Here is a 14,540-nt window from a genome sequence, read left to right as displayed (position 1 = left end):
CCATGATTGCCGTGCAAAACTCAGCCTACGAGTATCAAGTTGGGGGGTGTCTACCCATTGATGCTCCTACCTACGTGGTTCGACAAGCTGACAATCAACTCTACGAAGCGCTGAAAGCTGGAGAGTTCTGTTATGTTCTCAACTCCCGCCAGATGGGGAAGTCTAGCTTGCGGGTTCGCACGATGCAGCGCCTGAAGCAGGTGGGGATTGCCTGCGCTGCGGTTGATCTGACCGCGATCGGATGCCAAAATATTACCCTAGAACAGTGGTACGCGGGTATTGTCTACACCTTGGCTGGCAGCTTTGATCTCATGGATGCCAGTGAACTAGAAACTTGGTGGTCTACGCGCAAACATCTCTCTATTGTACAACGGTTTGGCACATTTTTTGATGAGGTATTACTTCAAGCAATCCCGCAAAACTTAGTCATATTTTTCGATGAAATCGATAACGTTCTCCGCTTAAAATTTCCGGTGGATGACTTTTTCGCCGCGATCAAATCATGCTACAATCAGCGAGCCACGAATCCTAACTATCAACGCCTCACCTTTGCTCTGCTTGGCGTCGCTACACCATCTAATCTGATTCAAGATAAATACTGCACCCCATTCAATATTGGTCAGGCAATTGAACTTTCGGGGTTTCAGCTCAAAGATATTCAACCCTTAGCCGAGGGATTTGCCGGGAAAGTTAGTCATCCCGATGTAATTCTCCAAGAAATTTTAGCCTGGACAGGGGGTCAACCGTTTCTCACCCAAAAACTGTGTAAATTAGTCAGTCACTCTATTGAGAAACAAAGACATTCTCCTAAAACTAAGGAAACCTGGCAAGCTAATCCATTCAAAAAAATTTTTCTGGGACTAAATGGTAAAGCTAAAGTCTCAGCTTGGATTGAACACCTAATTCAAACCCAAGTCATTGAAAATTGGGAAGCCTTTGATGAACCCGAACATTTAAGAACAATCCGCAATCGCTTGCTCAAATGTGGGCAGCGTCATCCGGAAATTATTTATATCTACCAGCAAATTTTACAAGATGGACAAATTACGGCGAATGACAGTCGTCCCCAAATGGAATTGCGGTTGACTGGATTAGTGGTCAAGCAGAATAGTCAACTACAAGTTTATAACCCGATTTACAAGTCTGTCTTTAGTGAACAGTGGGTGCAGCAGATTCTTCCTAGTCTACCTCAACCTGTTTCCTTCGCGAAACGAAATCACGAGGGAGAGCTTGACTTAGACACCCTAGCCGAACGTCTCTACAAACACTTAATAGATTGCTTACAACGGGAATCTCCGGAGCAAATGATTGAGCGTTTCCATCAGTTGTTTATCCATGGAATCGACTATTCAGACCAAAAAATTTTAGATATACTCTACAGAATTACCGCCTCTAGACGAGCGGATCAAGAGTTTAAATATATCATTTATCGCTGCTGTCACATTCTGGTGAACCGTTGGCAAATGACGCCGAAAGAACATGTAGCGATCAACAAGTTGCTGGATTTGTTCCAAATTAGCCACCAGCCCACCACTAGCCGTTTGCGACAACTCGTACAAACCTTTATCAATTCAGAAGAATATCGAGCCTTAGAACGTCTCAGGGTAGTGGTAGATGAGCCAACATCTACAGAAAAGTCTTCTAAATGGGAACGGAAGAAATTAGCTGAGTTAATTGGGCGATATCCATTCTTATTTTCCTATTGTCTATTGAGTCAAGACTGTTCCGAGGAAGCTCAGCAAACCATCCAGAAACTGCAAGCGGAAAAACAGCAACAGTTGGAAGATGAACTGTGGCAGTATGCAACCTATATAGTCAAGGGAAGCGTATCCCCTACTAGAATGAGGAAGCCGTTGGTAAAAAATCCTACCCTATTGGATGATGAAGAATTGCATCTGGCATTGCGGCAGTTTGGCGGAAAAGCCAAGAATTCCTATGCCTACTGTGAGGCACAAAATTTTCTACACCGCACATTGAAAACGCCGTCGTATTCTCTCTTTAAAGACAACTTGTATCAGTATATCATTGCATCAATTGATCCGAGCTATGGACAACATTACTTTTATGGATTGTTAAATAAACACCTGGCTAATACGCTAACTGAATATAATCAGAATAAACTGGACAAGTTTCTGATCAAGAAAACATGCAGCCAGTTGTTTAATTTACTCATCGTCGAAAGTTCAGAAAAACCGGAACATTATTGGTTTGATGATTTAGTGGTTAATCTGGGTTCGCTACAAATGACAGTTTTACTGCTTAAACTGGTTTTGCTGTCTCCATCCGAAATTCGCCCTGACCTGGAAAAACGCATGGCTATTTTATTCAATCACTACGAATCAAAACCGATGGGAGATATCCCCTCTCTGGTTAAATCGATGGAAAATTTGAATGTTGCTTTTGTGGTCAATTTTGGCTTCAGAGATTTTTCATTGCTTAATAAGTATTGAATGTAAATTTACTGTTTCTTGACGAATAACCAATGACTAAGTAGGTTGGTGGAAATAAACTTAACTAGATTAAGTTATGTAAACAAGTCTCAAACCCTTATTCCTGTTCCCTGTTCCCTGTTCCCTGTTCCCTAATCTCCACCACTAACTTTAATTGTGTCCACCTACTTAATCACTATAATCGTCTACAGAGAATCCAACGCAACTCTAACGGTGGTCTTCCCTGTTTTAAAGGAAACACATTATACCCCAAACACCAATTAATAAACCAACTGGTGGGGGGCCACGCTATTTCTGGTAAATGTTCGCGTTCGTACTCTAACACAGACTCATCGGACACTAATTCTATCGGCAATCGTTCCATCGCTTTGGCTAATTCTTGGCGGGTAAACAGACAAGACCATTTCGCTTGGGATACTTGTTGGGTGACGGGATCAGGTTCATAGTCGTCAACCGTGAGAAACATACTAAACAGTAACAGTCCTCCCGAACAAAGAACATCGCAAATTTTGGCTAATAATAATCGCAGTTGTTCCCCATCCCGAATATGAGACGCCACAACTTCAGCCAGAACCACTAATCGATAATAGGCGGGTCGCAACCTGATTTCGCGACTGAAAATATCACCGAGAATTACTCTGACGGGTAAATTCGATCCTTGGACAATAGTTTGTAATTGATTCGCAAACACTGGCGCTAACTCAACCGCATCAACCGGATGACCAAGTTTCGCTAAAGGGAGAGTATTGCGACCCGCCGCCGCACCAATATCTAACACTGGAACGTGAGCAGGTTCTCCCAATTGTGCTGCAATTTCCATCAGTTTCGCATCGGGATGTGACCCAAATAGAGGCGGTTCTAGTTCATTTACCCATTGTTGATAGGTATCCGCAACAGATTCACTCTGTAGGGAAAAGTTAAACTTGAAGCGTTGTTCAGGGGGTGCAGTTAGGTCGTATTGAATCACTAATAGGGAAAGAGGCGATTGTTCAAATCCTTCTTCCAGTTTCAGTGTTAGGTTGTGAGATAAGCGACTGGCGGCTTCTTCACCTAATGTTTGGTTAATGGTTTGCAGCAGTGCTTCTATTTGATGCAGGTAATAGTTTCGCAGCGCGGGTACGCAGGGGAGTTTGAGTTGACCACGAGTCAAAAACTGGCGTTGTAGCTGGTGGATATGTTCTTCTCGGATGTTAGGGGGTTGATTGTTGATGGTTGATTGTTCAGGGTTCATCGTTTATTGTCAGTTGATTACACAGGTTATCCTAAATACTGTTCAATTAAAATTGTGGGAGAGATTTGACGATGTGATGGGCGCACGTCGGTCATTGGTGTCAACTTAAGGCTTGAAACCCTTACTTAATCAGAGATCCCCCCTAGCCCCCCTTCAAAAGGGGGGAACCAGAAATTAATCAAAGTCCCCCTTTTTAAGGGGGATTTAGGGGGATCTAAGCTTTGAGCGCTAGTCATACAAAGTCTTAAGTTGATACGAATGCACGTCGGTGCGCCCCTACAATTCTAATCAACTAATTAAGCTGCGCCACGCCAGTAGGTTGGGTTTCGACTTCGCTCAACCCAACGACTTCGCTCAACCCAACGGAATCTAGGGCTAAGGTTCCCTTACGACAGATCGCACTCTTGAGCTTTTCTATAATAGAGAGTTAGTGTAAGGCTTGCTGTCGCTGGGTGAGGTGGATTGGAGAAGGGCTGAGACTATCCTCGATTAACCGGGTTCACCTTTTGAGGGAAAGGTTAAAATTTTTCCCAGGAAAGCGCACGAACTCTTGGGCTTTTCTACAATGGAGAGTTAGTGTGAGGCTTGTTATAGCAGGGTGAGGTGGGCGATGGAGACAGCACAACAATGGTATGACAGAGGTATTCAGGAATATGAGGCGGGGAATTACGAAGCAGCATTAGCTAGCTTTGACAGGGCGTTGGAGATTCAACCTGACTCCCCTCAAGCTTGGTGTTACAAAGGCAATTGTTTATGGTATTTAGGGCGGTATGAAGAAGCCTTGGATTGCTACGGACAAGCTTTAAGGATTGACCCTAACGACTCTACTGCATGTGCATGGAATGGTAAGGGTTTAGTTCTCAATGCATTAGGGCGCTACGAAGAAGGATTAGTTTACTTGGAGCAAGCAATAGCCAAACAACCAGATAACTACAATGCCTGGAATAATTATGGAATTGTACTCCATGGCTTAGGTCGCTGTAAAGAAGCCCTAGCTAGCTATGAAAAAGCTATAGAAATTAATCCTAATGACTCCGATCCCTGGCATGGTAAAGGAAATGTTCTCAAAGAATTAGGAGATTCTGAAAAAGCATTACTGTGCTACGAAAAGGCACTAGGAATAAAGCCAGATGCATATATTATCTGGCATAACAAGGGCAATCTATTAAAAGACTGCGGATGCTATGAGGCAGCCTTGGCGTGCTATGAAAAAGCACTGATTATTAAACCTGAATATTCTATCTCATGGGATGCTAAAGGTAGAGTCCTCAAAGTTTTAAGACGCTATAAAGAAGCACAATCTAGCTACAAACAGGCACTACAGTTACAACCTCAAAACTATGACGATTGGATAACTAAGGGTGATGTATTTTCAGAGTTACTGCAGTATGAAAAATCACTGTATTGCTATAATTATGCATTGAATTTACAAGGCAAAGGATATTATGCTACATGGCGGAAAAAAGCTTTTGCTCTTTATAAGTTAAGACGCTATCATGAAGCGTTGCAATTGCAACAAAAAATATTAGAAGTTCAACCAGAATCCTATGATGATTGGCTGCGAATAGGTGATACTCTCAGTGCCTTAGAACGCTATAGAGAAGCGCTATATAGTTATAACAGAGCTGTTGCTCTACGATCAAGCGATTCTTCAGCTTGGAATAAAAAAGGCAATATTTTTTATAGCCTAAAAAAATATAAACAAGCTTTAAGATGTCATAAAAAAGCCACGAAAATACAACCAAATTATTATTTTGCTTGGTATGGACAGGGAAGCGTTTTCTATATGCTCAGTCAATATCAAGAAGCTATTGATGCTTATGATCATGCCTTACAGCTAACTAATAATCAAGATTGGATGGCTTGGGCGAATCGAGCCTTAGCTGTCTCTTACCTAGACGGTTATGAAGCAAGAATCCAAAACTATAATAACGGATTACAAGCTCTTCAACCCGACAACCCCGCATATAACGAAGGGTGTGGCTATTTACATTGGCAGAAAGGCAAAGCCCAATATCAACATGGCAAAGAACATACACAATATATGCCTGACTGGTTCGATGCCAGAAACAGCTATCAACAAGCCCTAAAATTCCTCACCGCACCGCATTTACGATTACAGCGTCTAGAAGTTTTACAAGACCTCATTCAAGTCTATCGCGCCTTAAATCAAACCCAAGACGTGCAGGTATTACTCGCAGAAGCCACCGACTTACTTGGACGTTTACTGCAAGAAATGTCCTTAGACGCCGATAAAATCCGACTATCCCGCAAATTTGCCAGCTTGGTGCAATTGCGGGTTGATGAACTCGCCCACTCTCCCGAACCCACTCACCCGATAAAAGCCCTGGAATTAGCCGAAGAACGCAAAAATCTCTGCCTGCGCTGGCTGCGCTACGGTACTTATAAATCTACTGAAGAAAGTCCCAGTTATGAGCAAATGCAACATCTATTAAATCCCCATACCGCGATTATTTACTGGCACATTAGTCCGGCGGCGATTACCACATTTATCCTGGGACACGAACAGCCGCTTCAGGTTCTCAAACCCAGGAATTTAGCCACTGACGATAACCATCCCCAATCCCCGCCCCCATCCTTTCAACAACTGCTCAAATTTGAAGACTGGCTGAAAACCTGGAAACAGGATTATCAAGCTTATCGCCAATTTGACCAACGGCGCAACCAAGCTAATTCCAGAGATGGGGGAAATCCTCAACCCTGTATTCCCTCAGACGAGGAGAAGCGCTGGATAAAAACTATGCCTAAATCCTTAAACCGCCTAAAGGAACTGCTGAATATTCCAGGAATTGTACAGTACCTCAAGCAGCATTGTCCCTCCGTCACCCATTTAATTTTAGTTCCCCACCGAGACTTGCACCTGTTACCGATTCATGCCTTATTTCCCGATAAATTTACGATTACCTATCTCCCCAGTATCAAAGTCGGACTCGATAATCAACAGCGAAAAGCCACCCAGCGAACTCAACCCCTATCCTTCTCCCTCCTGAGTGTCGAAAATCCTCTGGGTGATCTCAAATATGCCTCCCTCGAATCAGCCGCCATTTGTCAACTTTACCCCCAACCTCACCGCTTACCTAAATCACGCGCCACCCTATCCGCTATTCAGCAAGCTTTCTCCCAGCCTATCAATATTTTCCACTTCTCAGGTCATGGGGAACATAATCTGGAACACCCCCATCAATCCCACTTGAAATTAGCCAATGATGAGGAATTTATATTAAAGGATATCTTTGCAGCAGATTTAAGTCACTGTCATTTAGTCTGTCTCTCCGCTTGCGAAACCGGATTAACCAGTCAATCGGGATTAATTGATGAATTTGTCGGACTTGCCAGTGGTTTTCTGGCGGCGGGTGTGACTCATATTGTCGGGAGTCTCTGGAATGTGAATGATTTATCCACCACGTTTCTGATGCTGAAGTTCCATGAAACCTTACAGGAGAATCCAGATGATGTATCTCGCGCCCTCCGTCAAGCGCAATATTGGCTAAAAAATGCGACGAAGCGAGAACTGAAACCGATGATTAAGCGATTACCGTTGAAGAGTTCTTCTAGAATTAAGTTGAATAAGTTCTTAAATAAAATTGATGATAATAGGAAGCCCTTTGCTTCTCCCTTTTACTGGGCAGCATTTTGTACAATTGGCTAAATTATCCTCTTGAATTTGTATAAATTGTATAAATTGTATAAATTGTATAAATGTAGGGTGCGTTAGCGAAGCGTAACGCACCATGATTCTACGAAACCAGCTTGTTAAATTGGGTGTTAGTAGCCAGCAAGATTACAGGATATAACGCAACTTAGTATTACCTGTTCATTCCATTTTCTTGTAGCCAGTTCGATAAGTCTTCTAAACTATTGAACCCTAAAACATCATTTCCTAGATGTTCTACTTGTTCAAAGGATAAGTTTTGAATCTGGTTAATAATTTCTGGAGCAATTAAGCCAAACTGCCGCTCCAGTAAACGTAATGTCCATCGGATTCCTTCCTCTCGACGCCCTCGCTCTAATCCTCGCTCTAATCCTTGCTCTAATCCTTGCTCTAATCCTCGTTCTAACCCTTGCTCCAAGCCTTTAGCTAATCCATCCTGCTCTGCCTGAATAATAAATCCCCGTTGGTCTTCGAGAAACATTTCTTGTTTACGCAATTTTTCCAATTCCTCTACACTTAAATTCGCTTGATTCGCGATATTCATGGCTTTATCCAGTGCCGGAAGTTGACTAAATGTGGGTGGAATGACTTCCAAGCTGGGAGCTTCTTTAATAAAGTAAATCCATTTATCTGTTAAACTGTCTAATTCATCCAGGGTTTTCGTGAATTTGGGTAATTCCACAAAGATTAACTCGATTTCCGGATCAGGATAATCAAACAACTCCTGTGTTTCCTTTAAGCCAAAGCGTGTCAGGAACCGTTGAGTTTGGTTAAACATGAGAAAATCGGTAATGGTTAAGGCAATAGCGGGTTTAAGATAAGAGTATCCTTCCCCATATTTGAGTTGATTCGCATAAGTTTTGGTTAGGTTATAAATGACACGCTTCTCAAAGCACGCCACGTTGAGTACCTGCATTTCAATTAATACGGTTGAGCCATTATCTAGTAAGGCTTTTACATCTAGATAGCTATCTTTGAGATCAACGACATCTCTGGGATTATAAGGGTCAATGATTTCTAAATCCTGAATTACAGGATTGGCGTCATAAATCAAGGCGTTTAAAAAGCTAATCAAGATATCTTTGCTGTCGTTTGACCCAAATATTTTTTTGAAAGCAAAGTCAGTTTTGGGGCTAATAAATCTTAGAGTCATAATTTTTCAACCATTTAATCAGGGTAAAAATGATTATATCGTTCCTGTTGAACCCAACTGTAACTAAGTAGCGAGCAAGATGCTCGCACTACCAGGATTTCGTCATTATTGATACTAAGGTTTAAATGCTAAACAGCTTAAGTTGTCGGACATAATGTAACCTTTATTTCCAGGGAATTTAAGCGTTTATGGCGCTAAAGCGCAACTACGAACAACTACGAACTTCAAACCATAAAATTTTCCCTCACCCGAACATCCCCTAATTCCAATTCAACAGTAAACCCTTTCCCCAAGGGAGTGGTTAACCCTACCTGATTATAATAATCCCCCGGTTGTGCTGTCGTTTTTCGCCAAACTTGCCCCGCTTCATCCAATACGGTTAACTCTAATCCTTCCGGTAATGTATCCTCTAACTCGGTTGAATAAACCTGCAACAACACATCAATCTGTTGTTCTGAATTCCGCTTCACTCCCACCAATAATTCCACCGCTTGTTCAGCTAATTCTATGGTTTTATGTTGGGCAAATGCGGCTTGCGGATGGTTGGGTGCAAGTTCTCCTAAACTTAACGCAATTTGCCAAGAGGTTTCCTCATGGTGACAGGTTTGCAATCCTTTGACTAATGCCTGAATAATCGCTGGATGAGGATTTCCTGTTTCCCCTAATTCCAACGCGGCTTGAAAACTCACCTGTTTATCGGGATTATCCAGTAATTCCATATAGCGACGAATCACTTGTGATCTCGAACCCCCCCGCGCCCCCTCTAATTCCTCACTCCAACTGGATGTATTATTCATTTCTTGGGCGAGAAATGTTCCAATCAGTGTTGCTTCTGCTTCCCATTTATCCAGCACATTTTGCTGAAACCATTGCCGTAACTGTACCCCCATTGATACAGGGGCGGTGGGTTGATACTTAGAGACGGCATAAACATCCTGCACCGGAACACCCAGCAATTTTTCTAACTCTCCCGATAAAAATAAGGTCATAATCTGGTCAAAGTTGGCATACGTTCCCTCAAGAATAAGTTCAGTCTGGGATTCGTTAGGATTAGAATTATTGTTAGGAGTCATAAGGTTATCGTTTAATTAATTCAGCTAAACCTGGAATTTGTCTAAGTTGATTAAATATGGCATCTATATCCTGATTCCCTGATATAACCAGACGAATCTCTAGTGGTTCCTCGCGAATAGATGATGTTATCGCTTTGCGGTATTTGGATTGATTGTTCTCTGTCGCTAAATCCAGATAGACTCTAACTTGCGCCCAATCTTTAATTGGCTTCTTTGTCAAGCGTTTGACATATTTATATAAGGTTTTAGAAAGAGCGGGTCTAACGGTACTTTTGTAACTAATATTAAATCGTTCAGCGATTTGTTCTGAACTGACGCCTTGTAGCAAAAGACAGAACCAACAAACTTCCTTGAGTGTGAGGGGTTGGGGTTGAATCTTTAGCTGCTGAATATCTGCATCGCTAATCTCTCCATCCCCTATATACTCTTGCACCCCTTTTGCCCATGCCATATCGTTTAATAGCCGTTGCAAATGCCATTGTTCCTCCACAACTGGACATTCACGGCAATGGTGTTGATTGTTAGACGCAGGGCAACGCTTCGTTAAATCGGGCATCTTTTACCATACAACATCTAGGGTCATTTGTGCTAACCAACATGGGTGGGTAAATGTTCGGGCAAATACCAACAACGATGGGTTAGAGAAATGGGAATCAATAGAGTCCAATGGACATAGACAAGTTCAGTGTACTCCTTCCCCATGAAACTTAAACGTCTACCCATTGTACTCAGTAGTGTCAGCCTAGTAAGCTGCACGGCTGTTTCCCAACCGCCAACCCCACCACCGCCCCAAGCTGGCGTCTGTCGCACTATCCACGGCGGAAGTGAACTCTCTCTCAACCGCCACCTGCAAACTATCCGGGTTCCGGTGAGTCGGGAGAGTGCAACCGAAGGCTTTACCACACTCATTCTACCTACCTCGGCGGAGAAAATGAGCATTCAGCTACTGATAGGAGACAACAGTGGATGGTCAATTCTGCCCAAAAATCAAGTCGTCGTTTGGCAAGACGCCAACACGTTGGACTTTTCCCCCAACCTACGAATTATAAAAGGCGATCGCAAAATTTTGGTGCTGAATCTTCCGGTTAATCATTTCACCCTAACTGTGCAACCTGTCGTCAATCCTGAAACTCAGGTGGCGGGAACAACTCAAGCTTATCCTGTCACTCTCTTCGCCACAGGTATCACGTCTCCGTTTCAATTCTTAGAGAATTCGTTCACTCCGGGCAAATCTTTCCCAGCCTCTGTGAACTCAATTCTCAATCGCACTCAACCCGGTGATTTATTAATCCCCAATCGCTTTGCCCATGAACTGACTCTCTCAGAAATTACGGGCGCTGAACTTAACCGTTGTCCTCGTTCTCACTAATGGAGTGAATTATGACTTCAACTCACGACTCTGCTGACAAAATTTCCACGGTTTTACCTGAACAAGAAACAAAAACACCCTTGATTGACAACTCAAACCAACGACTAAAAGTAATCCTGACATGGATAGGATTTAGTGGGATTTGGGGCTTCTGGTGTATCTCGGCTTTGGGATCGTTTATCGCTTTAGCAGTTCTCTTGGACATTTCTGGTGGTGGCGTTATTGGTAAATACAAACTTGATATTTTTGGCTTTAAGGTTCCCACGAAAACTCTCGTTTCGACTATTTTCGCAGGTGCGATTGAAGTGGGCGGTCTAGGGATGAGTTGGCTTAACCGAAAGCACAAATCAGATGAGTTGGACTGACGATTAAAACCAAAATAGTCTTGTACGGCGTTGGGTTTCGACTTCGCTCAACCCAACCGACAATTCCTTGAATTAAAGCACATTTTCGTTTAACTAATTCCCATGAATCGTTTAATCTTACCTAAAATAACCCCTCCTTTAGTTGTTCACATTGGCATAGTCATTACCCAGTTTTTTCTATTCTCATCCGCCCTATCAATTGTCTTGTTAGGTCAATCTTCGACTATGAATTTTAATAGCTGGACAACAGAAGAAACTTTGGCTGAAGTGAATCCCCAATCACCGATTCCTTCTCCCTCTGATCCCCTATCTGCTGGTCTAATTTACAGTTTAGCCTTAACCGCCGCGATTTGCAGTTCCTGGGTGATTCCAGAGGTAGCTTTAGCGATGAGCGATCGCGTGACGTCTTTGCACGCTACTCCTAACCAGGATACCTCTCAAACCTCTCCCGATCAACCGATTCCCGAAGACAGTAACACCGACACTCAAGATGAACCCAACAGCACTCAGGATATGAATATGAAAATGCTCAGATTTAGTCAACAATTTATGCAAGTTTTAGGACAGCAGATGCTGGAAGACAGCCTTCATCGCCAGCAAGATTTCCTCCGTAAAACAATTGATACACTCAATGCTCAAAATGAGCAGTTAAATCAAGACTTGGAACGGGCAAAAACGTTACCCCTAGAGATTGTCAATCAGGTTCTCCAAGCGGAAGCGGTGCAATATATCCCCAATTTGGATGACTATATTGAGCAAGAAATACTCAAGCGCAACAATCAGGACTAAATGGCAAATTGTCGTGGTGTGATACAGCAAAAATCATGGAATAGATTTTGCTATTTAATTGGGCGCACATCAGTCATTGGTGTCAACTTAAGCCAAAACCCCCTCACCCCCAACCCCTCTCCATCCCCCCTAGCCCCCCTTTGAAAGGGGGGAATGAGGGGAGAGGGGAGCAAGTACGCCCTGACTCAAATCCGTTGACCCAGAATCCATCGCAGTTCCACCACGGATTTTTCCGCTGAAGGAACTAATATATTCCCCCCTGTTGCCCAGTTGCAAAATTGCTCGCTTAAGGTTTCCGTCTCTGGTGATTGATGTTCGCGTTCATAGTCTAAAAAGGATTCATTAGAAATGAGTTGAAGGGGTAATCCTTCCATCGCACTGGCTAAGTCTTGTTGCGTAAAGAAAGAAGTCCAGTGAAGTTGAGAAATCTGCCGAGTTAACGGATCAGGTTCGTAATCGTCTTGACATAAAAAAATAGCAAATAGTAATAGTCCTCCTGAACAGAGAACATCAGACATTTTGACTAAAAATAATCGCAGTTGCTCAACATCTCGACAATGAGCAGCAATAACTTCTACACCGATCGCGAAACGATAATGCGCTAGAGGCATTCTCACCAGTGGATCAAGGATATCACCAACGGTCACGTTAACTGAACCAGTTGAGGCGGCATTTTTTAACCGTTCAACAAAGGTTGGGGACAACTCTAACGCATCGACTGAATAACCCTGTTTGGCTAAAGCCAAGGTATGGCGACCCATTCGGGCACCGACATCTAATACCGTTACGGTTGTCGGATCTTCAAACTGTGCCGCTACTTGCATCACTTTCGCGTTTGGTTCAGACCCAAACAGGAAAGGCTGTCGGGACTCAACCCATTTCTGGTACTCCTCGACAACTGATGCAGCCAGTATTGATGTTTTGAATTTATATCCCTCATTTGTCGGCTGGGAGGTTTCGTACTTCAGACGCAATCTACTATGGGGAGAAATCCGAAATCCCTCGACCAGATTCTTGGCAATCATTGGACCCACTTGCTGCAATTGTTCCTGGCTAAACCGAGAATCAATTGCCTGAAACAGCGCCCCTATCCGCCAGATATAATACTCGGTTAATGCTGGGATACAAGGCATGACCATTTCGCCATTTGCCAATACCGATTGAACAAAATCATCAAACAGGGTTTTTTGAAGAACGCCAGGATCGGTGACAATGGGTGGCGGTGGATTCTGGGGGGGCGGGTTGTCAGAGGTGATCATTGCTCATCGGTGCTGGTAGAAGAAGGCAGAGGTTAGACGGTTGGTGGGCAATGCCCACCCTACGGTAGATCAAGGGTTTCTGCGATCTGAAAATGCTGATTAGCCTAGTGCTAACAGTTAGAAGCTGTGTTGCACTCAGTTGTTTTTCTCTACCACCTAACACCGTTTTGGCGTAAAAATGTCCGAATCTTTAACAATTTTTAATCACCCAGGACTTGAGGAGTTCATTCACTTGGTCGGGAACCTCATCATGGGGACAATGACCCGCTTGGAGATAGTATTCTGTCAGTTGGGGATAATACTGACGGAACTTTGCTCCCCGTTCTTTAGCATTCATCCAGGGATCACCTTCTCCCCACAAGAGTAAGAGGGGACAGCGTAATTGGGAAAGCAGTACATCGATTTTTTCCCCTTGGGGCGATTTGAAGACAGAGGCGAAGACTTTATGCGCTCCGCGATCGCAGGAGGGACGATAGATATCGTCTACCAGTTGGTCGGTAATGGCGCTGTGATCTAGATAGACTTGCTTGAGGGTTCTGCGAATGATCGCCCGTCGCCGCAGGTATTGAAACAGAAGGAAACTCGCCCAAGGTTGCAATAAGAGCGATCGCGTCAGGTTCTTGAATCCCTTTCGCCCAGAATTCGCGGACTCTGGAACTTTCGTCTCGGTAAACGGACCGGCACTATTGAGCAACACCACTCCCGCCGCAGAATCAGGACGTTGCGCCGCCACACACAGCGCACAATAGCCGCCTAAGGAGTTCCCTGCCAATACTACAGGCTGACCAATCACCTGAGTGATAAAATCATGCAACTGATCGCGCCACAACTCCCCACTATATTGCCAGTCCGGTTTAGCGGATCGTCCAAATCCCAATAGGTCAATTGCCCAAACTTCAAACTCCTGTTGGAGTTCAGCCATATTCTTGCGCCAGTGATCCGTCGATGCACCAAATCCATGGATCAGTAACAGAGGGGGGTGTTGCGATCGCCCTTCACCCGCTTTGACGTAGTAAATGGACTGTCCTCGCCATTGCCAATAGATGCCAGGAATAGTAGCCGTTGCTGCAACGGGGGTCGCCTGCATGGTTCTCGATAATGTTAAGTAACGTTAACTAACCTTAATATAGCGTAAGCGTTAAGGAATAGGATCACCATGTAAAGGTGTAGGGGCGGGT

Annotated in this window: 11 protein-coding genes; 5 read left to right on the top strand and 6 right to left on the bottom strand. The window is 43.7% G+C overall.

The window, feature by feature from the left end:
* Positions 1-2: 2 nt before the first annotated feature.
* Entirely contained in the window at positions 3-2,450 is a 2,448-nt protein-coding gene (locus tag RIC07_RS19115) for an AAA-like domain-containing protein (protein WP_446395903.1), read from the top strand.
* A 175-nt stretch (positions 2,451-2,625) separates the two neighbouring features.
* On the opposite strand, the gene RIC07_RS19110 is transcribed toward RIC07_RS19115, so the two are convergent.
* Positions 2,626-3,681: a class I SAM-dependent methyltransferase gene (locus RIC07_RS19110; protein WP_446395902.1), complete on the bottom strand. Its 1,056-nt coding sequence runs from the start codon at positions 3,679-3,681 to the stop codon at positions 2,626-2,628.
* Positions 3,682-4,291: 610 nt separating this feature from the next.
* Between RIC07_RS19110 and RIC07_RS19105 the strand changes: the two genes are divergently transcribed.
* A complete protein-coding gene (locus RIC07_RS19105; RefSeq protein ID WP_446395901.1) occupies positions 4,292-7,351 on the top strand; it encodes a tetratricopeptide repeat protein in 3,060 nt (1,019 codons plus the stop codon).
* 157 nt (positions 7,352-7,508) lie between these two features.
* Here the strand turns inward: RIC07_RS19105 and RIC07_RS19100 are convergent, their stop codons facing one another.
* From RIC07_RS19100 to RIC07_RS19090, 3 genes are all read right to left on the bottom strand, one after another.
* Positions 7,509-8,507, bottom strand: coding sequence for an Rpn family recombination-promoting nuclease/putative transposase (locus RIC07_RS19100; RefSeq protein WP_446395900.1), 999 nt, complete (start codon positions 8,505-8,507; stop codon positions 7,509-7,511).
* A 224-nt stretch (positions 8,508-8,731) separates the two neighbouring features.
* The gene (locus RIC07_RS19095) at positions 8,732-9,580 is read right to left on the bottom strand and encodes a DUF1822 family protein (RefSeq protein WP_446395899.1); all 849 of its coding nucleotides are present in this window, start codon (positions 9,578-9,580) and stop codon (positions 8,732-8,734) included.
* A 4-nt stretch (positions 9,581-9,584) separates the two neighbouring features.
* Positions 9,585-10,136 (bottom strand): hypothetical protein, encoded by a 552-nt coding sequence (locus RIC07_RS19090; protein ID WP_446395898.1) that lies wholly within the window; start codon positions 10,134-10,136, stop codon positions 9,585-9,587.
* A gap of 144 nt (positions 10,137-10,280) precedes the next feature.
* Here RIC07_RS19090 and RIC07_RS19085 point away from each other — a divergent pair, with 144 nt between their 5' ends.
* The 3 genes from RIC07_RS19085 to RIC07_RS19075 all read left to right on the top strand — a co-directional run bounded on the left by RIC07_RS19085 (position 10,281) and on the right by RIC07_RS19075 (position 12,103).
* On the top strand, positions 10,281-10,949 hold the full coding sequence (locus tag RIC07_RS19085) for a hypothetical protein (RefSeq protein WP_446395897.1): 669 nt from the start codon (positions 10,281-10,283) through the stop codon (positions 10,947-10,949).
* Between the two features lie 11 nt (positions 10,950-10,960).
* Positions 10,961-11,314: a hypothetical protein gene (locus RIC07_RS19080; RefSeq protein WP_446395896.1), complete on the top strand. Its 354-nt coding sequence runs from the start codon at positions 10,961-10,963 to the stop codon at positions 11,312-11,314.
* 225 nt (positions 11,315-11,539) lie between these two features.
* Complete coding sequence (locus RIC07_RS19075; RefSeq protein WP_446395895.1) at positions 11,540-12,103, top strand: hypothetical protein; 564 nt, start codon at positions 11,540-11,542, stop codon at positions 12,101-12,103.
* Between the two features lie 185 nt (positions 12,104-12,288).
* On the opposite strand, the gene RIC07_RS19070 is transcribed toward RIC07_RS19075, so the two are convergent.
* Together RIC07_RS19070 and RIC07_RS19065 are read right to left on the bottom strand one after the other, a co-directional pair.
* Positions 12,289-13,362 carry a class I SAM-dependent methyltransferase gene (locus tag RIC07_RS19070; RefSeq protein ID WP_446395894.1) on the bottom strand — a complete coding sequence of 358 codons (1,074 nt, stop codon included), beginning with the start codon at positions 13,360-13,362 and terminating at the stop codon, positions 12,289-12,291.
* Positions 13,363-13,552: 190 nt separating this feature from the next.
* Positions 13,553-14,449: an alpha/beta fold hydrolase gene (locus RIC07_RS19065; RefSeq protein ID WP_446395893.1), complete on the bottom strand. Its 897-nt coding sequence runs from the start codon at positions 14,447-14,449 to the stop codon at positions 13,553-13,555.
* Between the last annotated feature and the right edge of the window lie 91 nt (positions 14,450-14,540).

This window comes from Coleofasciculus sp. E1-EBD-02 (assembly GCF_040218245.1).
Lineage (GTDB): Bacteria > Cyanobacteriota > Cyanobacteriia > Cyanobacteriales > Coleofasciculaceae > Coleofasciculus.
This window is presented reverse-complemented; position numbering and strand designations above follow the sequence as displayed.